We start from the raw sequence: 20,475 nt of genomic DNA, 5'->3' as shown, positions 1-20,475 counted from the left end.
GCCCCAATTCCATGACATTAATCAATGCCCGCGCGGCATGGACAAGTGTGGATTTCATGCTACACCTCTTAAATACGGAAATTACTGTGCAATAGTTCACCTGATAAATGAACATGTAAAAAATCAAAAGGACCAGGTCGTTTTTAAGGATGACCTGATCCCTGAAAAAAACAACCCCGGCAACCTGGCAATCATGCTTCATAAGAAGTTTAGACCCATGGCTTTGCGTCCCGCCCTTTCGGACGGTTTGCCTTTGTCGAATATTGTTGAATTATGTGGTTATTGTTTCTTCTTTAGGCACGATTTAGAAATTTCGACAATATAAACGTTTTTCCTTTAAAAAACATCTGTTGCTTTTGGACTAATTTTCCGCGGGACCAACGTCCTATTTTGTAGAATATATGGGCAATCGCCCGTATTACGGCACGGAGTATTATGGCTGCGGCCAGGCGGCGGTAGTTATGCTTGTCGATGTCTCTATCACCTCTTGCTACAAATGTTTTGAAATCAGTTCAGGCATAACCGTTGAATGGACATACATATCGGTATCCGGTTCATCGCTTATAACTCTACCCCAAAAGCTGATTTTTACCGGGAACCTGATTATCCCGGTCACCGCCGGGCGCGATATGGTTTCACTGTAATTGTCAAAGGTATAAGAGAAGGGGAGCCTGTCGCCGTTGACCACCTGAAAATAACATACTTCCACGGGGCCGTCCGCAATTGACCCCGGCAACGGGTTGTTGTTCATATCCAATTTTAGGTTAGCTCGCAATATTTCATAAAATTTATTTGTCGCCGCCGCCTCGTCGATTACAACCCGGTTGTCCTTCAATTCCTCGGGGTCGAGTTCGGCTGCCGCCGCTCTCAGCGACAGGTTCAACATATGCCTGGCGGCGATCCTGGTGGCATACAGCTGGGCCACGTCGGCCAGCAGAGAGCCCACCGCCATAACCGCCACCAGCAGGACCAGGAAGGTGACGGAAGCGACGCCCCTCCGGTCCCGCATGAGCTGATTGATCGTCATTGCTCAAAGAACACCTCACTGGCCGCCTTCATATTAACCTTCAAAACCACCTGGTTTTCACCCGTGGCCCACCGCCCCAGGGCGTCGAAGAAAAATGTCCTGAATCTAAAGGGGTACGCCACGCCGACGTCAATCATGCCACCCCTCTGTACATCTGTGTTGGCGTCGGTGCCGTAGACATAGATGGTTTTTGGATTGACGCTCCCCGGGGGCGCTGTGCCCAACGCGTTCAAACTCATGCTATCCCCGTCCGTGGTCCAGTTCCTGATGTGATCCGCCGTGGCCTGGCGGATGTCGGCGGAGAAACGGCCGGTCATGGCCGCCTCCACCGCCGCCGCGCTGGCGGCATGGTTAACCACCGCCCAGTTGTACATGACAAAGCCCATCTCAATGATGAAAAAGAACAGCATCAGCAGGACCGGCAGCACAAACAGTGCCTCGATACTGACCGAACCCCGGCAATCCTTCCGCATGCTCAAGGGCCGCCCACCTGCCCGATTTTGTCACGCATTTCCTGCATCTTGGTCCCCACTTCGCCTGCAAGGCCCGATACAAAGGGCGCCAGGGCGAGGGTGAACAGTATGATATACAGAGCGACCTCCAGGAACTGGTTGCCCCGCTCGTCCCGCCAGAGCTGCTTTAATAACTCGATCATCCGTTTATGGGGCAGTGGCGTGTACCGCTGCCCCTCCCCTCCCTTATGTTTTAGTTGCCGCCGATGTTGGGCACCTGGGTGTTTGAAACCTGGTTTTGAATATCCGTAAATTTTGCTTTGATACCCTGGTTGGCCAGGGCGTAACCCGCGCCCGCCACCAGAAGCACGACCACGATGATCCACAGGCCGTTTTCGATGAAGGCGTTGCCCCTTTCGTCATTCCATAAACGCTTTAAAAAGTTTTTCATTGGAAAATAACCTCCTTAAAATTTTGTATGGGACTGTGATTGTGTGGGGCTGATTACGAATATTCCCCCTTTCCCGCCCCCTGAAAATAAGAAAACCCGCCGGAGCGGGTTCAGAACGCTTTTAGTTTTTGGATGATGTTTGTGTACATGGGCAGCACCCACAGCAGGATCAGGCTGAACATCAACATGCCGGGCAGGACGGAGAGAATGAGCGGCTGGGCCTTGATCTTCCGTTTGATCTCCGTCACCCGTCGCTCGTAAGCCATGCTGGAGTAACGCTGTAATATCTCGTCCACGTCCATCCCGGACCGGATCCCCTGGAGCACCACACCCACGAAATCCTGCACCTGCCGGAGCCTGCACCGTTCGGCGAAGTTCTCAAGGGCCTCGGCCAGGGGCGATATTTCCAGCTCCGCGCTTAGAACCTGCATCTGCTTGGCCAGCTCGCCCTTTAAGGCGTGGGGCACGATTTTCAGCGCCTGGTAGAGGTCGGACGCCTGGGCGTATATCCTCACCATATCCACCATAATGGGAAACTCGCGGCTGATTTCTTCCCTGCGGTGTTTCTCCAGTTTGTTCAGGTGCGATTCGGGCAGCTTGTAGGCTATTAAGGCCAGCACCAGCAGGGCTATCCCCGGAAATGGTTCCCGCCATATCAGCACGCCGCCGGCAACGACCAGCACAATCGTGGACGAAAAACGCAGGGCCGTGAACAGTTCCGGCGAAACCCTCATGTTCACCGCTTCCAGCCTCACCCCGAGGGCGCGCAGTTTTTCACGGGATGTCACTTTGGACCCGATCTGGGCCAGGATTTCCACCGGACCGGGAAATTTGGACGAACGTAATAGCCATATCAATACCGACACAAACACCAGGGCGCATGATAAAGCTATCATAGTTCCTCCACCACCCCCTTTTTACGGGTAAGGTACCAGGCCGCAAATTCCACCACCGCCACGACGGACAGGACAACCTGCCCCGCTGTGCTGTGGATCAGCACTTCCCTGGAGGTCGGTGAGAATATCCATATCGCCGCCGCCGCCAGGGGCACCAGGAGCAGAAACAGATTGATCGTCATGCTCTGGCCCCTGGTTTCCGCCTTTAACTCGTCACGCAAAAGCAGGCGGCTGCGGATGATCTCGGCGATGTGTTTAATAACTCTGGAAGTATCCGTGCCGTAGTGCTCCGACAGGATCACCCCCTGCACGAATAACTCAATGTCCCTGTTATCGACGCGGTAGGCAAAGTCTTTCAGGACCGCGCTCAGGTCCTTGCCCGCATTGTATTCCGCTATTACCTGCTGGAGTTCCTCTTTTAAAGGTGAAGCGGTGGCCTGGCTCACTTTTTTAAGCGTGTCCACCAGGTCGCCGGTGACCTGGTACAGGCCCGCCAGCATCTGGAGGGCCACCTCGGCCTGCTCGTCGATAACCGCCCGGCGCTTCCTGTAGAACACGTCCACTTCGCCGTGGGCGAAGGCTATGGTCAGCACGAAGGCCACCACGGCCAGAATGGGGTTGTTCAGCGCCGCTATGGCCACCGCTCCAAGGAACGCACCTACCGCGCACGAAAGGATGATAAACGCGCGGTAGCTCATTTTTATCCCCAGGCGCTGCAGTTTGAAGGCGGTATCCCTTTTCCCGCCCGGCGGCAGGAAAAGGGACACGCTGTCAGATTCGGCCCGGGCCAGCAGGCGCCTCATTCCGGAAAGGAACCGTTCCCTTTTCAGGGCCGCGCACCAGGCCAGCGCCGCCAGCACAATTAAAGTGCATGTAATACCGAGCATGTCTTACCTCCTTCGGTTTTCTTCCCAAAGGGGGCGATGGCGGGCAGGGGTTCCCCCAAGAGGTTCTCGCGCATGCGTTCCAGCAGCCCGTCGCTCAGTTTCCCCACCGCCACGTGCTTTTCGTTGATGTAGTCGTACCGGTAAATATCGTTGAACACGGGACGACCGTCCTTGTTTATTACCTCGGTTACGTGGGTGATTCTCCGCTTGCCGTTGGGCAGTTTTTTGATGAAGATGGTCATGTCTATCGTTTCGGCGATCTGGGGAACCAGGTCCTCGGCCTTGACACCGCCGATGCGGATCATGGCCCGCACGAGCCGGTGGACGGCCTCCATTTTGCCGAAATTGGCGTGGAGCGAAGTCAGGCTCCCCTCGTGACCCGTGCCCATCGCCTGCAGAAGTTCAAAGGCTTCGGCGCCCCTTACCTCCCCCAGGATAATGCGGTCGGGGCGCATGCGCAGGGCGTTGACCATCAAATCATATATGCTGGCCTTGTCGGACGCTTCAAGGGATACCACATGAGTATGATCGAGGGCCAGTTCCCGGGTATCCTCGATGACGATAAGTCTTTCGTTTTTTGGGATGTAACTGGCCAGAAAGCGCAGAAAAGTCGTTTTCCCCGACCCGGTGGCGCCGCAGACGATAATGTTCAGTTTGCCTCTTACAGCGTAGTTGAAAAAGGTGGCCATTTCCTTGCTCATATATCCCTGGTCCACCAGGTCCTTTTCGTTGAAGTAGTTGACCACGAATCTCCTGATAGTGACGACCGGGTTTTGTGACACCGGCGCGACGACGATGTTGACCCGGGAACCGTCGGGGAGCCGGGCGTCCACCAGCGGTTTGTTGAAATTGACCCTCCTGCCGCAGCGGTGTACTATACGCTGCACAAAGGAGAACAGTTCCTCGTCGCTGGCAAACTCAACGTCCGCCCGCTCTTTTTCCCTGCCGGATATTTCAATCCAGATTTCGTCTTTCTTGTTGATCATGATTTCGTTGACGTCGGGCTGGTACAGGTATTTCTCCACCGGCCCGAGGCCGATGAGGTAGGAGATCACGGATTCCTCGAGTCCGGGGTCCTCCCTGCCCGTGATCTCCCTTGTTTCCCTTCTGATCACTTCTTCCTTTTTTTCACGATTTTCGTAATCCTCCAGGAACAGATCGCCGTATTTTTTCACGACCCGGTACCGCACCTGTTTTAAGATATCCTGAAAATCCAAGCTATGCGCCTCCTTGTCGTTGCAGTTTGGGATGTTCGGGCAGGAGATAGAACGCCTTGGATTCGGCCTTGGCGAACAGCAGTTTGGTAACTGTTTCGCGGGACACCGCGATGGTAATGGTGGAGGCGTTGTCAGGCACGGCCTGTTTCATGGCCTCAATCTGCCCCAATACGGGCACCGGCTTGTCGGTTCCGATTACCCGCAGGCCCTGACCGACGATCAGCGCCCCTTCATCAGTCACCGCTACGGCGGTTACCCTGTCCCCTTCTTTGATACCCCTGGGCCAGCGGGCCTCGTTCGAGTTGAAGGCGACGTAGGTCTCGTAGGGTTCCAGGTAGCTGAACGCGCCGGTTGTTTTGTCGGGTTCCTGAACCAGCCGGTCGGCGATCAGCTGTTCACCGGGATACAGCTGGGATACCGCGTATTTACCCACGGCATCTTCGAGATTGCGCACCGCCCGGGGGTTCAAGTCACCGGCGAATACCGTGCCCAGCTTCAAATCGCCCGCCTGAAGCTGGTGGCCCGGCTGCACGGTTTTGGCCACGATCACCGCTTTGACCGGTTTGTAGGTGAAGTGGAAAGTAGCGTAAAGGGATACGGCGGCGGCCAGGCTGACGAGCACGGCCATCCAGAAAGAGATGTTTTGTTTTTTGAACCGCAATTTAAATATTATCCTCCTTGTCGTTTTTTGTTCCACACCGGCTCTTTCTTTTACTTATTTAATCAATAAATCACCGCAAATATCACCCCCAATAAAACAGAAAACCAGGCATGTGCCTGGTAGTGTAATTTTTTGTAAATGAAAAAACAAGAAGGGAACGTCGCTTCTTCCCAGCAATGAATTACGAGCTTATACCCCTGATTCTAATTCTATCTTCTTCCACAATCCATAGCTGTCCGCCAATATCCCCAGCGTTAAAGGTAATAAAAGGCAACAATTTATTAATTAAAGTCATGATAGCTTTTTTGCTCTGGTTCTCTACCCTTAAAACAATAATACCCTCAAACTTTTCGGGCGGGTAAACGATAATATTTGAAAAATCGTTATCCAGGGTAATCAGAAGCCGTTTTTCCTTTTTACATATGGCAATTAATTGTCGATCTGAGCACCCTTCAATCCCTTCAGTATAAACTGAATGAACATCATGCCCCGCATTTTCAAGAACATTGATTACATCAACAGGCATATTTTCATCAATCTTAATTCTCATAGTGATCTACCTAAAGTACTATGTGACGTTCCTTGGCTATTAGCGCGGCGTAAGCTAATGCGGCATCAATATCTGCCGGAGTTAAAGAGGGATAACTTTTTAATATTTCTTCACGATTCATTCCCTCTGCTAGATTATCAAGGATAACAGAAACGGGGATTCTGGTTCCGGCAATACATGCTTTACCATGACAGACTTCAGGGTCAATAGTAATGCGTTTTAAAACGTTCATTTTATCACCATCCTTACCCGTTTAAATTCTTTGATGATATTAAGAAAAGTATATCAATTTTTGGTTACCCCCGACAACCGTTATGCCCAATTCGGCGTTAGTTTGGATCCCGACACCGTGAACATACTATTGAACGAGTTGGTGAACCCGCCTTTGCTGATGTTGATTTGAGATCATCTCCTATAAATAAAAAAAGCCCTCCCGTTGTTGCAGGGAGGGCTTTATGCTACCAGGATAACGTCCTGATAATCAGCCTTCTCTTGATATGGCCTTTGATTGTCAGCTCCATCACATCTTCCTTGGCTGTCCCGTTGCGGTACCCGATCACCTTGACCAGATAGGTGCCATCGTCCGGCCATCGGCCCTTTACGGACAGGTCGGGTATGGTGTAGGTGCAATGCCATATTTTATTCGCCGCGTCGTAGTTCATCCAGGCTTCATGCGAAGAAACGCCGGAAGGCAGTGCGCCGCTGCCGTCTGGTTTCTGCGGTAATGGGATGATTACCTTCATGCTGTCGATTAACACCTTTTGCCCGTCGGAAGGTCTTACCGCCGACGCCCTGACGGTGATGTTCCTGCCGCGCTCGCCGGGGTTGGGCGTTATGCTGCCCACCACCTCAAAGCTGTCCAGCACGGTCAGCGTCCGCCGGTACCAGGTGGACCACTTTGGTTCTAACTGGGAAAGTTTCGGCTGGTCCTGGACTCTCAGCTCAATGTCATAGATTCCGGCCCCACCTACGGCGTCAAACCGCGTCGGCGGGTTGGTGAAATATTGCCAGGCCCCTCCATCCTTCCTGATCCGCCACTCCCGGGCCACGATGGGGTCGCCGTCCGGATCGTAGGAGGTGTCCGTATAAGTGACGGTCTGATCTTCATAGACCGGGTTTGGTTGCACCGTGAACCGGGCCACGGGCGGCGTGTTGTCCGGGATCACCTGGACCGTCTGGTAGTACGGCTCGGACCAGAGGGAGCCGTCGCTGACTTTCAGTTCGATTGTCCACTCGCCCACGGTACTGAATTTTGTCGGCGGTGTGCTTGTTGTGCTCCCCCAACTGCCGCTGGGCGGCTTGACCCGCCACTGCCGCTGGGCAATCGGGGTCCCGTTGGGATCGTAGGACAGGTCGGTGATGGTCACCGCCTTGTTGACCACGGCCGGGTTTGGCTTAACGCTAAATTGGGCCACGGGGGGCATGTTTACGTTACGCGTGCTGATGAGCTTGACCACTGGGAAGGACCAGACGCTTTCCATGTCCTTGACCTCGTACTTGATCAGGTAATCGTTGTCCCGTGCCAGTGTCACCGGCTTGCCGGACGTCCAGGATATGTTGTTTGCCGGCCGCCAGGACCACTTGTGTTCAGTTATTCCTTTGTCGGGTTGGGAAAAGTGGTCGAGGTCGTAAGCATCGCTATTGATGGTGACGTTGTAGTAGTCGCCGTTCTTTACGAGTTGCACTCCAAACATCGCCACCGGCCTGCGGTGCACATACAGGTTAAGACTGTCCGCAGGCATGTACGACCACAGGCGATATTCGTCCCAGTTGTCGGCAAGGGCCACGCCCGGCGATCCGGCAAATAGCGCCAACACGCCTGCCATCAACACCAGAACCAGCAAGAAAGGCTCTGCTTTCTTTCTCACGACATTCAACCACCTCCGTTGGAGCTGTTCTCGTCCCTGTTGGAATACCTTCCACCTCCCTTCGCCATAAATAAAAAGACCCCGCTTATGGTGCGGGGCCTTTGGTTACTTGGGATTGTCCCTTGCTTGGAACGTCACAACGAACTTCCCGGTCTTGTCGAAGCGGTACACCGGACCCGGAAGCCACTGCCCGTTGAACGACGCCTCTCCGAGGCTGTTCTCGAAGTAAGCCGGGTTGTGGCTGTATTTCCAGCGTTCGGCCATCTTAGGGTCGTTCTCGAGATCATTATAGTAGGTTTTGTAGTAGACTTCTTCGTTCAGCAGGACGTAGTTTTCCACCGGCGGGTACAGGCTGTTCAGTTTGTTGATGATATAGGTCGTTAACTGCTGCATCGTCGTATTCCGGTTGGTGTTTAATATGAACGTCCCCTGCCCGTCGTTACGGGCGATTATGCTTGTGGCCTGCGACTGGTTGGCGGCGCTGCCCAGCACGGAAAAGTCGATGCGGTCGTTCAGCAGCTTCGAGTAAATGTATGCAGCCTTAACCGGATCGTTGAATTCCGGATAGGAAAGAGCGCTAATGTTGACCAGGAAGCGTGCAGCATCATCCCGCCATATGACCTGGCCCTGGAGAACCTCATCGAGGGTTTTGCCGCTCGTAACCGTCATAACGAGGTTCTTGAAGGTGAACCAGGACAGCATGTTGCAACCGTGCGGAGCATAGCTGGCAATCGGACCAAAACCATTGCCGTACTGATGCGGCAAAGCAAACCCATTTATAAACTTGTTCCCGTTATCCCAGAGATCCAGTCTGTCCGGCGTAACCTCGATCTTGATGCTATGGTCGCCCTTAAGCGCCTTTGGGAACGTCCCTATCTTGTTCGCATAGGGGGCATTGGCCAATAAGTAATACTGCTCGTTGTGGAAGGAGTTTACGTTAACCCCGGGGATTTCATACAGCTCTATGCCCGCCTGCGCGAACAGGATGACATAACCGCTCAGAATGTCGTTCTGGATCTTGCTGTTAAAGAGGAAGCCGCCGCCCTCCATACTATGGTAGTTAATGCCGCTTTCCGAGAGATCGAAAGTAAACGTCTTCTTACCCGAAGTGTTGTCCGGCATGAACAGGAAATCCTTGAAAGCCGGGCTACCGTAACCGTAGAAATATACATCCTTGCCCACTATGATTATGTGGTTCCGACCGGTATAGTAGCCGCCAGTGTTTTCTCCCCATCGACCAACGTGATCGTAGACCTGCCAATTGAATGTATCCTGCATTGTCATGCTTTGCGCCTGAACTGAGCTTATCTGATAATCGACGTTGTTTGCCGCGAGCTCCGGTTTCAGGTACTGGTTAATCAGCCCGTCAAGATTTTGGGCTATAGCCCCATCAAACCCGGTTCCCTGGGTGTTGCCCAGTGTAAAAATGATATCCGCCTTCTTCTTCCGCAGCACATCAAAGCCCACGGAGGGACGGATGTTGATGACCTCCGCCCTTTTCTCGTTCAGAGGTTTGGAGGACGTATCGGCCTTTAAATAGTCCTCGGCAGATACAAACTCCGCGACGGTATCCTCACCGAACCCCTCCGTTACCTCCAGCTCGACGTGATATTTGCCGACCTGGTCGGTCTGGAAACTCGGCGCGGTTTCGTTGCCGTCGCTGAACACCACCCACTGCTCGTCATTGAAGTCACCATCATTGTCGCTGTCGTAACGGTACTTCCAGGTCCGGTGGGCAATTATATCTGCATCCGGTGAATAGGACGTATCCCTGATCTCGGCGGTGGCCTTCTTCCCGACGGCGGGATCGCGCAGGTATGCCTGCTGTACCACAAAGTCCGCCACGGGCGGTTCATCCGGCCTGATGTCCAATGTCTGTTCGTACCACTCGGAGGTGTGACCGGCGGTATTCGTCACCCGCAACCTCACCTTGTAGGTGCCGGGTGTCTTGAACAGCACCTCTTTTTTGTCCGGCGAAACGTCCTTTACCCTGATGGCCTCGGATGTCGCGCCGTTGCCCGCCGGGAGGATCTCCCACTCGTCCAGCTCTTTAATGATGGGGTACCTGGCGGAGGACTGCCCCGCTTCGGTGAGGACAATCCTGCGGTTCTGTTTATAGGCACCGTCATCCGTAAAGAAAGCCTGCGGGATCGCCGGTTCCACGGTCACCGTAACTTCATCGGTGTCCGTGGCCCCCCAGTTGTCCTCGACGGTAAGGGTGATCTTGTACTGCCCCTCCTTGTCGAAGTAAACCGTGCTTTCCTCCCCGGCCAGTTCCCCAACCATGTTTTCAGCCGGGGTCACGGACCAGGTGAGCTTGACGATTTCCCCGTCCGGGTCACGGGAGGCACTGCGGATGGTTACATCGTCGCCCTGCATGATACTGTCGGGAACGACGATCCTGGCCCCGGGCGGCTGGTTTACGACTTCTATTTCTTCTTCGGTGGAATCTTCATCGCCCTTATCATCGGTAACGGTTAGCTTAACCGTGTATGTCCCCAGTTCGCTGAAAACCAGGGTGCCTCCGTCGTCGCCGAGGTTGTTTTCCTTCACCCCGGATGACGGTTTAACGCTCCAGTCCACTTCCGCAATGTAACCGTCAGGGTCGTAGGACCGGTTGGTGACGTTGACGGTCTGTCCCGGGCCGCACTCGGACGGCATGGAAAAACGCGCCACCGGAGGTTTGTTCTCCGGTTCCGGCGGCTCGGACGGCGGTGGGGGCGGCAACGATTCACCGATGGCAATATATTTGGTGCACTCGCCCTTGGCCCCTTTGTTGTCCGTCACGGTCAGCTTCACGGTGTACGTGCCCTTCTGAGTGAATTTCAGGGTGCCGCCCGTGTTGCCCAGCGTGCCGGTATAGGAGGAAGGACTTACGCTCCATTCCCACCTGGTGATCGTACCGTCATAGTCCACCGAACGGTCAAGCACGTTTACCGATTCATTCACTTCCGCGCCGGAGGGCAGGTCAAAGTCGGCCACCGGCGGCATGTTCCCGCCCGGCGGAGGTGTCGGCGGCTTAGCGCCGGCCTGAACGGTAACTGTTTTGGTTACCGTGGTGGTGCGCCCCACTCCGTCTGTTGCCTCGAGTTTCAGCGTGTAGGTCTTGGCGGCCGGGAACGTGTATGATACCTGCTTGGAAAAGCTCTTGTTCCCCGAACCACTGTCAACCAAGCTGGAGTCAACATAGAATTTATAGGTGACCGACTGGCTTTGCGATCCGGCCGGGACGAAGGACGTGCCGCTGATGGCAATCTTCGCCTGCTCCCCCGCCTTGATGGTGGAAGGAGGGTTGATTTGGGCATTGGGTTTCGGTGTGGTTTGCACATATACGACACCCTGGCTGTATCCCGTTACCGTCGCCCCGCAGAGATCGGCAAACCTTCTGATGTATGTCCGTTTTTGGGAGCCGGAACCCCAGCTGATTGTTGACTCGTAGGAACTGATTCTGCTGGTGACGAACGACGGTTCGCCATTCAATTCCCGTGCGGCGCTGCTGTAACTGCTGCTGGATATAAAGTTGTATCCATTGCCGCCGCCGTTCGAGTAAGTGTTTATAAGTATGGCTTTGCCTGTACCGCTTACAGCGCCGCTGATCTGGACATCCCAGACGCCGAGGTAGAAGCCCATAGATGGGCTAAAATTAACCATATTAACCATTTGCCCTTTTGGGCAACCCAGGCCGGAATCGGACCAGGCGTAGGCGGGCGGCCCCACCGGGTACAGGGTTAACAGAAACACCATCAAGAGTGCAAGCATTGTATAGCGCTGTTTTTGTTTTTTCACACAATAACCACCTCTTTTTCAAAATTATCGCTTGCCGGTACTTTATTTCATCCCCCCTTTCTCTGCACCGGCAATTGCCTCTGAAAAATAAAAACCCCGCTCGTTCTGAGCAGGGTTGGCATATTGGTCGATTAATTGTTATTTTTGTTTAATGGTAATGCTTTGCGTTTTTCCTTCCCATATAACGTTCATGCCGATTTGTTCCGAGACAAATCGCAGGGGGATAAGGGTTCTGCCGTTAATTACCTTTGCCGGCACATCAAGTTTTGCCGCCTGTCCATTGACCAGTGCTTCGGTGGAGCCGAGGGTCAGCACCACTTCCTTATCTTCAAGCCGAACTTTAATTTGCTTGCTTTCGGGCAGCCATTCCACGCTTGCGCCGAACTGTTCCATCACGCCGCGCAAGGGGACCATGGTTCTTTTGTTATCCACAGTTGGCGCTGCATCCAAACTGGCTTTCCGCCAGGTACCGTCCCGGGCAACGGAATAGTCCTTTTGGTTCAAATAAAGTACCACGGAGATTTCACCGGGTTCCGGGGGTGGCAGTTCCTTTGTAACGGGTTTGTCTTTTGATACGCCGGTTTCCGGTTGTTTTTCACTGCTGCCGCTCAATATCTGCTTGATTTCGTCTACGGACTTACCTTGGCTGAAAAGACTCCAGACTTCCGCGCCTTTGCCGTTGAAACGCTTGTCAAGGGCGATTTCTATCAGCTCGGGATGGCGGGCAAAATAACTGCCGGTTTCACCATAAAAAGTTAGGTTCTCTTTAATTACTTCCGCGTAGGGTGAATCCTGCCAGGGTACACCGTCGATTTCAATAACTTCCTGTGTCGGGTACCGTTCACCCATTTGTGCCCCAAGATTCCACGCATACTCGCTTGGATTGGGGAAATTCTCAATTACTATGTCTTTACCGAGCCGGTATTTTACTTTAATTGTCCCTTCCCCCGCCCACGCCATTGGAGCAACCACAGCTACCGCGAGTGCGGCCAGGGTGAACATGGCGATAAGTTTCACCGTGATAGATCTCAAAAACCTTTTTTTCATAGTTTCTTTCGACCTCCTTGGTTATTGTGATCAATTGGTTATCTGGAAAGTGTTAAAAACCCCGGTTGTTGACATTTTATATTAACCATTATAATATTGTATTAACAGGGAATATTAGTAATACGGCGTGTGCGCCCCATCAAACCGGGGTTTCATTTAGGCCCTTGAAACTGTTGGCGCAGTTTCAAGGGTTTTCAATTACTTCCGCCGGTCCGTTATCAGGACGACGAGGGTGAGAAAAAGGATAACCACTGTGATAATCTGTATTACGTCTGAAACTGCGATCATTGCCAGCCTCACCCCCTTTCGAGTTGTCTTAACCCCGGCAGGTGAGGCCCGTATACCAATATTCCCTTATCCAATTATACCACAATTATCCTGTTAATTCCGCAAATTCCGCAGTTCCAGTTAAAACCCCAACAGCTTGAACCCCACGGCCATCGGCCCCATCAGTACGGCCAGCGGCACGGCCCCGCCCGGTATTTTGCCCAGGAGGACCATGAGGAAAGTGACAAAGCGTCCTGAATTGCGCCATGCTTTTGTGGCGCTCCACAGCGCGAAAACTGCGGACGCCAGTGCGATACCGTACAGTACGGGTATTGCGCCCAGGAAAAGGGCAAGCCCCGGCGCGAGTTTCGCGTCCCCGCCGCCGATCCAGCCGCGTGACCAGAAGTACAGCATCACCCCGAACACCAGCAAGGCCCCGGTAAGGTTTTCATAACTGCCCGTCCACAGGGCAAATATTAAACCGGCGGCAATGGTTGTTATGGTCAGCCAGTTGGGGATGAGCATGTTCCTGGCATCGTTATATGCCGCCACAAGCGCCACGAAAGAGGACAGAATAATGGGGAATTCTACTGCCATTTTTCAGCACCTCCTTTTCTTGTTTACTCAACTTACCACCTGTAAAATCAACACAAAGTTTTGCTGAGCTTTTTTGTTTTGCAGTTTTATACATTTTTTGCCATCATCATTGCATTTCGCTTTAGCAAAGGTTATACTTTTTTAAATGAGGTGTATGTTATGACGAACAATAAACCAACTTTATATATGGAAACAACAATCCCAAGCTACCTTGCAGCACGTCCAAGCAGAGATTTGATTGTTGCCGCCAATCAACAGGCAACTCATGAATGGTGGTCTGAAGCAAAGGATTACTTTATTATTTACATATCCCAGGCAGTCTTGGTTGAAGCAAAAGCCGGAGACCCTAAAGTAGCTTCTCAAAGGCTTAAATATCTTGAAAGGCTTGAAATATTGCCCGCAACCGAAGAAGTTGAAAAAATGGCCAGAGAATATCAATATGTACTTGATATTCCTGAAAAATCTGCATTGGATGCTGTACATATTGCATATGCGGTGGTATATGGTTTGGACTACCTTTTAACCTGGAACTGCAAACATCTCGCCCACGGGGAAGTCCGCAGGAAATTGAAACGTTTCAATACCTCCATTGGACTGGAAACCCCTGAAATTGTCACCCCCACTGAACTTATGAGGAGGGATTAAATCATGGAAGATCAGATTGTCAATGAAGTACGAAAATCACGTGAGCTTATCCTGGAAAAATTCAATGGCGATTTAAGTGGCTTCTTTAAATTTATCCGCGAAGAAGAAAGCAAAAACAGCAATAGGCTTGCCCGCATCCGCACAATTAAAAAAGAGATAAGGGAAAACGTTTTAAAGTAACCAAACTCACGTTATTATCTCCACACTGTTCCTGCCACTTTGCTTGGCCCGGTACAGGGCCTGGTCCGCCCTTTCCTTTACGGATTCGGGCGTATCCCCTTCCCTGTATTCAGCAACGCCGAAACTCGCCGTGATTTTAATTGCCCCCGCCGAGGTTTTGGCCGGGGCGCTTTCGATTGAACCCCGTATTCTTTCCGCTACCCTGGCGGCCTGTTCAAGGCTGGAACCGCAAACGACGGTGAATTCCTCGCCACCGTAGCGTGCCAGCAAATCATCGGGGCGTATTGATTTTTGGACCACCCTAGCAAAATGCCGCAGCACCTCGTCGCCCACACCGTGCCCGTAGGTGTCGTTCACCTTTTTGAAGTGGTCTATGTCCATCATGATTATTGAGAAAGGTGCGTTCGTTTCGGCTAAATATGTTTCCAGCCGCCTTCTGTTTGCCACGCCGGTCAATTCATCGGTCGTGGAACTGAACATTAATACCAGAGAATCCCCGGCCTGCTTTGCCGCCTGGTCCCATTTCTCCAGCTCGGCGTATTTAAGTCTCTCAAACAGCGCTTTTAGATCGCTTTCCACACCGGCGAATTCCCGGACAGAGAAGGGAAATCTGTCTCCTGTGCCTTGAATTTGTTTGCGCAAGTGTCGTACCCACAGCAGGACCAGGGCCAAAAAAGACCAGAAGGCCAGCAGCCAGAGCGCCTGCACCAATACAACCATTGGCGGGCTGGCCCTGACCGTTACTCCCAAAACAAACAAAACCACCGCGGCAATCCCGGTGATTAAAACCGTCAATTACCACCACCTCCAATTATTTTGATCATTTGATCAGGCGAGCGGATAATTACTGTACTGTTCTCCTGTGTGGTTACCAGCGCCGGTACCGCACCCGGCCACTTTGTTATGTAAAGTTTTCCCTGATAGCCCTTGCCGGTGAGGTAATCCCGCCCGTCCTGCAAGTTGCCGCCGGTCTGCACCGGTATCCAGTGTTCCCCGTATGGATCAAGTTGTACCAGTTTGCTTGTAACTTCACCGCAGGCACTGCATTTGGGGTTGAACAATAAAACCGACTTTTCTGCGGTGTCTAGGCGGGTGTCCGAGCTCCCGTCGCTTGCCTGGATGTAACGGCTGGCGGTGTTGGTGTTCAACACCTGTTCCGCCGGGGCGGCCAGAATGAAGAATGTGAGCAGTATCAACGTCATCCCGGCGGCCGTGCCCCTGGTCCACAGTTTGAACCCGCTTTTGTCGAATACGGCCAGATACACAATGCCACACAGGATCAATGCGTCCGCTTTCAGGCAGTCCGTGCACCGGTAGGACAGCGCCGCCTGCATGACCAAGGAACCGGCGATCATTATTCCACCTATTACAACCGGCCAGGTATATTGTTTTGTGGTTACCAGCATGGCGCATACGGTGCATAAGAGCATGGCCAGCAGGGTTATATGGTCGGGTGGTTTTGATACCGCCATATAGATTGTCGCAGTAATAAAAAAACTCCCGCCAAGGAGTCTTCGCATGATTGATCTTCCTTTCTATACAGTGTTTTAATCGCACCCCTCAGCCGCTGCCCGGTGCCAGCCGCCATCCAGGTCGTAATAAAACGAACCGCCCTGGGAACAGCGGGAAGCGCCTAAAAAAGTAAAGTCGGCGCCCGGAAACAGTTTGTTCAGGGAATTGAGCAGGACCGTCTTTACCCGGCCCGTGGTCATCACGACAACCGAGGGATATTTAGGATTACCACTGTTGCCGTAAACCGTTATATCCGTTATTGCCGAATCGCCGTCCTCAGCGGCGCTCATTTCCCTGGGCTTGTTCAGGTTGAAAAACATCAGGGCCGCGTATTGGGCGTTGTTGCCTTCATACTCAACCCACCGGTCCAGCAGTTTCACCGGGCCGCAGCCGCAACTGCAACAGTAGTCCTGATAACCATCCTCGTCAATCAGTTCCTTTTCGGTCCCCACAACTTCAAAGGGGTCACCGCAGTCAATACAGCATACCCAGCAGTCATCATCACCACAGCATACCGTTTCATAACTGCCCGGATCAATTTCCAGCCGCACGTACCTTGTCGCGCTCATCGCGGCTGCCACCGACGCCGCGTCGCCGGCGGTTTGCAGTTTTTCAGCTGCTATGCCCCTGCGGGCGAAGTCGATGGCCACGGCGGATATGGCCAGCACTATGGCCAAAACGGCGGCCATGATGGGCAGGATACTGCCCCGCTCGTCTTTTAAAATCCTTAAAATGCGCTGCAAATCATCGCCCCCTACGAAAAGTCCCACCAGCCAAACGTAGCTTTGCTGTGAACGTCAAAGTCGAAAAGGCTTTTGCCGCCCACCAGCTGGGGAAAGGTCCTGGAAAACAGGTTGATTCTGTACGTCACATCGCAGGTGATTAAATTGCGGTTGCCGGTGTGCTGGCTGTCAAATTTAATGGTCAACCTGTCAGGTTCAAGGTCGTACAGCCAGGCCGAGCTCATAGCTTTGTTATAACCGCTTTCTATGCTGCCCGTTATGCAGGCTTCCCTTGCTCCTTCCCGGGCGACTTTTTGGATGTTGTAGCAGTCCCTGATTACAAAGGACAGGGTTACGGCTCCGAGGAAAAGGAAAATTAAAAGGATGAATGAGAACGCCGCTTCAATTATGATTACGCCTCTTTCATCTTCGATTAAACGCGCCCGGATTTCTGAAACGGTATTCACGTACCGTCTGCGCCTCCTTTGTTATGGTTACTTTACCCGTCCAGCCGCCGTCGCCCGGGTTGAACAGTTTTTTCAACCCGGGGACGAATGTTTCCATCCGGGTAACCACAACGCTTTGAGTTATGTCCCCGGCCTGGTGGACGGATACCTGGCCGATCTCCGCCGCGACCATTGTTTTTTGTAGGTGGACAGTGGCCTTGTCTCTCGCTTCGGACATGTCCCCGGTCACCGCCATGTAATGGGCCGCGATCCTGGCCGCTTGGCTGGTTTGAGATGAGTTATATATCCACAGCCCGGTTATGATCAGCACGAATATCAGTCCGATGAAGATAGGCGCGATCAGGGCGAATTCAACAAGGACCTGGCCGCTTTGGTCTTTTTTGATTTGCAACTAAATCACCCCTGAAATAAAATACCCCCTGAAATTGCTTCCAGGGGGTATTGGCTTAATTACCGGCGCTAATACCTTGCGTCGATTATTTTCGCATATATTTTCTTGTCCGTGGACTCGGACACTTGAGTTATGATCACCTGGATGATGAACTTATTTTTGTTATCAGACGGGTATGCACAGTATCTTTGCAATATTGTCAATTTATCACCCCAAAAAAAACAAAAAGGCCGCTTAAGTAAGCCACTGAACAACTTCAAGCTGAGCCATATGAGCGCACCAGCGAAAGGAAATGGTACCGTAACAGCACATCCCAGTACCAACTAACCACCCGGGTAGAAACGATAACCTTACGTTTACCGCGTTTCCGTAACGGCTAATTTTCCACCAAAATGTTCGTCCGTTACCAGCGCAGCGAACAGGCCCTCCCTGGTGCTAACCCTGATGGAATTGGTCATTAACAGGGTATCTACCCAAAAGGCCAGCCAAATTACAGAATAAGAGTATATATTACCCCTCCTTTTTTTATTTGTTCCTGAATTTCGTTAAATTTTTTATCTAAATCCTCCAAACCAATTAATATAGTTTTAACTATATTAATCTCATCCCTGGGGTCAAAAATATCTTCCAAGATATCAGTCATAATTAACACATCCCTTAATAAGATTAATTACTCTATAAAATCCAACTATAAGCACACCTTATAGTTTAGCATAATTTTGCATACTTCTTATAACAGCATAATCTTTAAATAACCTAAAACTAGCCTCCCAGTTTTATAATTTTATATGCCTCAACTATTGCTTCTCTAATTCTTCCCGCCATCAACGGTGGAACGGCGTTTCCTACCTGTTTGAACTGCTCGGTTCGCTGACCGCAGAATATGAAATCGTCAGGAAAGGATTGTAGTCTTGCTGCCTCACGTACGGTTATAGAGCGTATCTGTTGTGGATGAATGAACATGTGCCCATCCTTCGCCAGATGAGCCACAATTGTTGTGCTTGGCTTGTTCCATACCTGTTTTTTATACTTGTCCTTGAAAACATCATTTCTGTATATCATTAGTTCGGGACGGCGGTATTTTTCAATTGCGTGCGCAGCGGTTTCTCCCGGTTTTAACAATTTGTAGAGTTTTAAATCCCTGACGTTATTCGGTCTTGCGACGTGATTGAACAATAGACCCGAGCGCCCATCCATGGATTTCTGATATCTCGATTTGATCCCCGGCCGCTTTTTGAATAAAGCAAATTCGAATCCTTGCCCCTGTTCAAGTGGCGGCAGGTCCGAAACAGCCTGTCCAAATGTTACAGGCTTCTTAACTTTTTTTTCTTCGCATTGCATATGTCTAACAATCAGATCAAGCGCATTTTTCGCTGCTATGTTATTACCATTTTCATCCTTTTTCACACCGAATAATAAAAAACGAACTCTGCGCTGAGGAACTCCAAAATCAGACGCGTCCACAAGCAGAGACTTCACAAAATAGAGATCTGAAAAATCCTCGGGTATTTCCTCCCGTGCGCGTCCACCGTTGGCGGCCAATATGCCCGGCACGTTTTCCATTACAAAGAAAAGAGGCTTGATGGTTCTGACAACTTTAACAAATGCGGCGTAATTCTCATTTCCCTCAAGTTCAATAAACTTTTTTCCGTTAACTGGCCTGGTGGATTTCCGACCTTTTGTGCCTATAAGTGAAAAGTCCTGACATGGTGGGCCGCCAATAACAAGGATTACGTTATCATCCTTTGTTAATTCCCTGATCTTATCAAGGGTTTCCTCTTCGTGCAGGTTGGATGTTAATACTCTATCTGCTGGAAGTTCAGGGTGGTTAATCCAGTACGTTTTTGTCGCCCACCTGTCAATGTCAACCGCCACAGAAACTCTGAGCCTTTTATCTGGTGGACCGGTCTGTGACAATCCATAACCGGTTCCTCCAGCTCCGCAGAAAAGGTCAATTACTGCAGGCGTTTCCATGTTAGTTAATTTCTCCCGCTCACCCCTGTATTTCATGCAAAATTTATTGATTGAACAAACCTCGCAGTCCGGGCGGGTGTATGTGCACACGGTCTGACCATGAGCCACAAGGTTTACGTGCAGGTCATAAGCAAGCTTGCCCGGCACAAGCTGTGCAAGTACTTCCTGGGCTCTCTTATGGTTAAGGGTAAGACTCTCGGGTATGTATCCTACTCTTGCCAGTATACGAATACAGTGCGAATCCGCAGGGAACACTTTTCTTCGCAAGGCATACATCATTACGCAGCGTGCTGTTTTTGGACCAACACCCGGCAAGGACACAAGGAAATCAAAGCACCGGGAATTACTGTAACGATGCAGTTTTGATAAATCCGGGCTACCGAACCTTTTCTTTATTTCATGAACTACCTGTAAAAGACTGTCAATGCGGGTTTCAACAAGTCCAAGGCCTGTCAAAATTTTTTTCAGCTTATTTCTAGGAACCAATAATAGATTACCCCAGTTTCCGTTTACCGTTTTTTGAAGCCTGTAAAATGCCCTTCTGCCCTTGGAAATCGGAGTTTTTCTGGTTAATAAAAGGTATATAAGGTCATCCATGGGGTCATCCGGGTTGCCATGGTCAGGTGACCCGTATAAAGCGCGAAGAATTTCAGTTATATAAAACAGATCGACCTCGCCCGGAGGTGTATATGGTGGAATCCATCTGCGACTGGTTGCTTTCTTGGTAATTATTTCAGCCCGTCCTGGTTCCAATTTCTCGGAGTGATAGATTGTCGCAGTGTTCAGTTCCGAGATATTTCCCTGTTCGTATGATTCATGGGCCATTCAAATATCAACTCCCGACATGTTTCTTTCTCTCAAATCAGATGATTTCCTGC

23 protein-coding genes, 1 pseudogene and 1 riboswitch are annotated in these 20,475 nt (G+C 51.4%); of the genes and pseudogenes, 3 read left to right on the top strand and 21 right to left on the bottom strand.

Annotated features, from left to right (window positions below):
• Positions 1-175: 175 nt before the first annotated feature.
• Positions 176-262, bottom strand: a riboswitch (cyclic di-GMP riboswitch).
• Positions 263-490: 228 nt separating this feature from the next.
• The 14 genes from IT084_RS15585 to IT084_RS15520 all read right to left on the bottom strand — a co-directional run bounded on the left by IT084_RS15585 (position 491) and on the right by IT084_RS15520 (position 13,706).
• A complete protein-coding gene (locus IT084_RS15585; protein ID WP_195713817.1) occupies positions 491-1,027 on the bottom strand; it encodes a hypothetical protein in 537 nt (178 codons plus the stop codon).
• A complete protein-coding gene (locus tag IT084_RS15580) occupies positions 1,024-1,500 on the bottom strand; it encodes a TadE family protein (RefSeq protein ID WP_243277018.1) in 477 nt (158 codons plus the stop codon). Before IT084_RS15580 ends, IT084_RS15585 begins: the two co-directional genes overlap by 4 nt.
• A gap of 2 nt (positions 1,501-1,502) precedes the next feature.
• Complete coding sequence (locus tag IT084_RS15575) at positions 1,503-1,682, bottom strand: Flp family type IVb pilin (RefSeq protein ID WP_195713815.1); 180 nt, start codon at positions 1,680-1,682, stop codon at positions 1,503-1,505.
• Between the two features lie 50 nt (positions 1,683-1,732).
• On the bottom strand, positions 1,733-1,930 hold the full coding sequence (locus tag IT084_RS15570) for a Flp family type IVb pilin (RefSeq protein ID WP_195713814.1): 198 nt from the start codon (positions 1,928-1,930) through the stop codon (positions 1,733-1,735).
• A 110-nt stretch (positions 1,931-2,040) separates the two neighbouring features.
• A complete protein-coding gene (locus IT084_RS15565) occupies positions 2,041-2,826 on the bottom strand; it encodes a type II secretion system F family protein (RefSeq protein WP_195713813.1) in 786 nt (261 codons plus the stop codon).
• Entirely contained in the window at positions 2,823-3,713 is an 891-nt protein-coding gene (locus IT084_RS15560) for a type II secretion system F family protein (protein WP_195713812.1), read from the bottom strand. The genes IT084_RS15565 and IT084_RS15560 overlap by 4 nt, the downstream gene beginning before the upstream one ends.
• Positions 3,689-4,930, bottom strand: coding sequence for a CpaF family protein (locus IT084_RS15555; protein WP_195713811.1), 1,242 nt, complete (start codon positions 4,928-4,930; stop codon positions 3,689-3,691). The genes IT084_RS15560 and IT084_RS15555 overlap by 25 nt, the downstream gene beginning before the upstream one ends.
• Position 4,931: 1 nt before the next feature.
• Positions 4,932-5,591 (bottom strand): SAF domain-containing protein, encoded by a 660-nt coding sequence (locus tag IT084_RS15550; RefSeq protein WP_195713810.1) that lies wholly within the window; start codon positions 5,589-5,591, stop codon positions 4,932-4,934.
• Positions 5,592-5,772: 181 nt separating this feature from the next.
• Positions 5,773-6,141, bottom strand: a complete 369-nt coding sequence (locus IT084_RS15545) for a DUF5615 family PIN-like protein (RefSeq protein WP_195713809.1) — start codon at positions 6,139-6,141, stop codon at positions 5,773-5,775.
• A gap of 10 nt (positions 6,142-6,151) precedes the next feature.
• Positions 6,152-6,373, bottom strand: coding sequence for a DUF433 domain-containing protein (locus IT084_RS15540; RefSeq protein ID WP_195713808.1), 222 nt, complete (start codon positions 6,371-6,373; stop codon positions 6,152-6,154).
• Between the two features lie 226 nt (positions 6,374-6,599).
• The gene (locus tag IT084_RS15535) at positions 6,600-8,009 is read right to left on the bottom strand and encodes a hypothetical protein (protein WP_195713807.1); all 1,410 of its coding nucleotides are present in this window, start codon (positions 8,007-8,009) and stop codon (positions 6,600-6,602) included.
• 105 nt (positions 8,010-8,114) lie between these two features.
• Entirely contained in the window at positions 8,115-11,795 is a 3,681-nt protein-coding gene (locus IT084_RS15530; protein WP_195713806.1) for a PKD domain-containing protein, read from the bottom strand.
• A 138-nt stretch (positions 11,796-11,933) separates the two neighbouring features.
• On the bottom strand, positions 11,934-12,842 hold the full coding sequence (locus IT084_RS15525; protein WP_195713805.1) for a stalk domain-containing protein: 909 nt from the start codon (positions 12,840-12,842) through the stop codon (positions 11,934-11,936).
• A gap of 408 nt (positions 12,843-13,250) precedes the next feature.
• A complete protein-coding gene (locus tag IT084_RS15520) occupies positions 13,251-13,706 on the bottom strand; it encodes a prepilin peptidase (protein WP_195713804.1) in 456 nt (151 codons plus the stop codon).
• 159 nt (positions 13,707-13,865) lie between these two features.
• Between IT084_RS15520 and IT084_RS15515 the strand changes: the two genes are divergently transcribed.
• Together IT084_RS15515 and IT084_RS15510 are read left to right on the top strand one after the other, a co-directional pair.
• Positions 13,866-14,351: a type II toxin-antitoxin system VapC family toxin gene (locus IT084_RS15515; protein ID WP_195713803.1), complete on the top strand. Its 486-nt coding sequence runs from the start codon at positions 13,866-13,868 to the stop codon at positions 14,349-14,351.
• Between the two features lie 3 nt (positions 14,352-14,354).
• Positions 14,355-14,531 (top strand): hypothetical protein, encoded by a 177-nt coding sequence (locus tag IT084_RS15510; protein WP_195713802.1) that lies wholly within the window; start codon positions 14,355-14,357, stop codon positions 14,529-14,531.
• Between the two features lie 6 nt (positions 14,532-14,537).
• Here IT084_RS15510 and IT084_RS15505 read toward each other — a convergent pair whose 3' ends face one another.
• Genes IT084_RS15505 through IT084_RS15485 form a run of 5 tightly spaced genes read right to left on the bottom strand, consistent with a single transcriptional unit; the run spans position 14,538 to position 17,623 of the window.
• Complete coding sequence (locus tag IT084_RS15505; protein WP_195713801.1) at positions 14,538-15,326, bottom strand: GGDEF domain-containing protein; 789 nt, start codon at positions 15,324-15,326, stop codon at positions 14,538-14,540.
• On the bottom strand, positions 15,323-16,051 hold the full coding sequence (locus tag IT084_RS15500; protein WP_195713800.1) for a hypothetical protein: 729 nt from the start codon (positions 16,049-16,051) through the stop codon (positions 15,323-15,325). Before IT084_RS15500 ends, IT084_RS15505 begins: the two co-directional genes overlap by 4 nt.
• Before the next feature lie 27 nt (positions 16,052-16,078).
• A complete protein-coding gene (locus IT084_RS15495; RefSeq protein ID WP_195713799.1) occupies positions 16,079-16,786 on the bottom strand; it encodes a pilus assembly protein TadG-related protein in 708 nt (235 codons plus the stop codon).
• Positions 16,787-16,797: 11 nt separating this feature from the next.
• Positions 16,798-17,232: a TadE/TadG family type IV pilus assembly protein gene (locus tag IT084_RS15490; RefSeq protein ID WP_195713798.1), complete on the bottom strand. Its 435-nt coding sequence runs from the start codon at positions 17,230-17,232 to the stop codon at positions 16,798-16,800.
• The gene (locus IT084_RS15485) at positions 17,189-17,623 is read right to left on the bottom strand and encodes a TadE/TadG family type IV pilus assembly protein (RefSeq protein ID WP_195713797.1); all 435 of its coding nucleotides are present in this window, start codon (positions 17,621-17,623) and stop codon (positions 17,189-17,191) included. Before IT084_RS15485 ends, IT084_RS15490 begins: the two co-directional genes overlap by 44 nt.
• A gap of 242 nt (positions 17,624-17,865) precedes the next feature.
• Between IT084_RS15485 and IT084_RS15480 the strand changes: the two are divergent.
• Positions 17,866-18,121, top strand: a pseudogene (locus IT084_RS15480) (transposase); the annotation flags it as partial.
• On the opposite strand, the gene IT084_RS15475 reads toward IT084_RS15480, so the two are convergent.
• Positions 18,114-18,266 (bottom strand): hypothetical protein, encoded by a 153-nt coding sequence (locus IT084_RS15475; RefSeq protein WP_195713796.1) that lies wholly within the window; start codon positions 18,264-18,266, stop codon positions 18,114-18,116. The pseudogene IT084_RS15480 and the gene IT084_RS15475 overlap by 8 nt on opposite strands.
• A gap of 119 nt (positions 18,267-18,385) precedes the next feature.
• A complete protein-coding gene (gene dcm, locus IT084_RS15470; RefSeq protein ID WP_195713795.1) occupies positions 18,386-20,422 on the bottom strand; it encodes a DNA (cytosine-5-)-methyltransferase in 2,037 nt (678 codons plus the stop codon).
• Positions 20,423-20,475 lie beyond the last annotated feature (53 nt).

This window comes from Desulfallas sp. Bu1-1, from assembly GCF_015594625.1.
In the GTDB taxonomy this organism is placed as follows: Bacteria; Bacillota; Desulfotomaculia; order Desulfotomaculales; family Desulfallaceae; genus JADNRQ01.
Note: the sequence above shows the minus strand (reverse complement) of the source record. Positions and strands in the feature narration are given on the sequence as shown.

What these genes read in the sequence shown, in the direction of transcription:
- IT084_RS15515 (WP_195713803.1), top strand. Translation starts at nt 13,866, where the DNA reads ATGACGAACAATAAACCAACTTTATATATGGAAACAACAATCCCAAGC.
- IT084_RS15545 (WP_195713809.1), bottom strand. Translation starts at nt 6,141, where the DNA reads ATGAGAATTAAGATTGATGAAAATATGCCTGTTGATGTAATCAATGTT.
- dcm (WP_195713795.1), bottom strand. Translation starts at nt 20,422, where the DNA reads ATGGCCCATGAATCATACGAACAGGGAAATATCTCGGAACTGAACACT.
- IT084_RS15500 (WP_195713800.1), bottom strand. Translation starts at nt 16,051, where the DNA reads ATGCGAAGACTCCTTGGCGGGAGTTTTTTTATTACTGCGACAATCTAT.
- IT084_RS15540 (WP_195713808.1), bottom strand. Translation starts at nt 6,373, where the DNA reads ATGAACGTTTTAAAACGCATTACTATTGACCCTGAAGTCTGTCATGGT.
- IT084_RS15575 (WP_195713815.1), bottom strand. Translation starts at nt 1,682, where the DNA reads ATGATCGAGTTATTAAAGCAGCTCTGGCGGGACGAGCGGGGCAACCAG.
- IT084_RS15510 (WP_195713802.1), top strand. Translation starts at nt 14,355, where the DNA reads ATGGAAGATCAGATTGTCAATGAAGTACGAAAATCACGTGAGCTTATC.
- IT084_RS15585 (WP_195713817.1), bottom strand. Translation starts at nt 1,027, where the DNA reads ATGACGATCAATCAGCTCATGCGGGACCGGAGGGGCGTCGCTTCCGTC.
- IT084_RS15560 (WP_195713812.1), bottom strand. Translation starts at nt 3,713, where the DNA reads ATGCTCGGTATTACATGCACTTTAATTGTGCTGGCGGCGCTGGCCTGG.
- IT084_RS15570 (WP_195713814.1), bottom strand. Translation starts at nt 1,930, where the DNA reads ATGAAAAACTTTTTAAAGCGTTTATGGAATGACGAAAGGGGCAACGCC.
- IT084_RS15565 (WP_195713813.1), bottom strand. Translation starts at nt 2,826, where the DNA reads ATGATAGCTTTATCATGCGCCCTGGTGTTTGTGTCGGTATTGATATGG.
- IT084_RS15580 (WP_243277018.1), bottom strand. Translation starts at nt 1,500, where the DNA reads ATGCGGAAGGATTGCCGGGGTTCGGTCAGTATCGAGGCACTGTTTGTG.
- IT084_RS15525 (WP_195713805.1), bottom strand. Translation starts at nt 12,842, where the DNA reads ATGAAAAAAAGGTTTTTGAGATCTATCACGGTGAAACTTATCGCCATG.
- IT084_RS15475 (WP_195713796.1), bottom strand. Translation starts at nt 18,266, where the DNA reads ATGACTGATATCTTGGAAGATATTTTTGACCCCAGGGATGAGATTAAT.
- IT084_RS15520 (WP_195713804.1), bottom strand. Translation starts at nt 13,706, where the DNA reads ATGGCAGTAGAATTCCCCATTATTCTGTCCTCTTTCGTGGCGCTTGTG.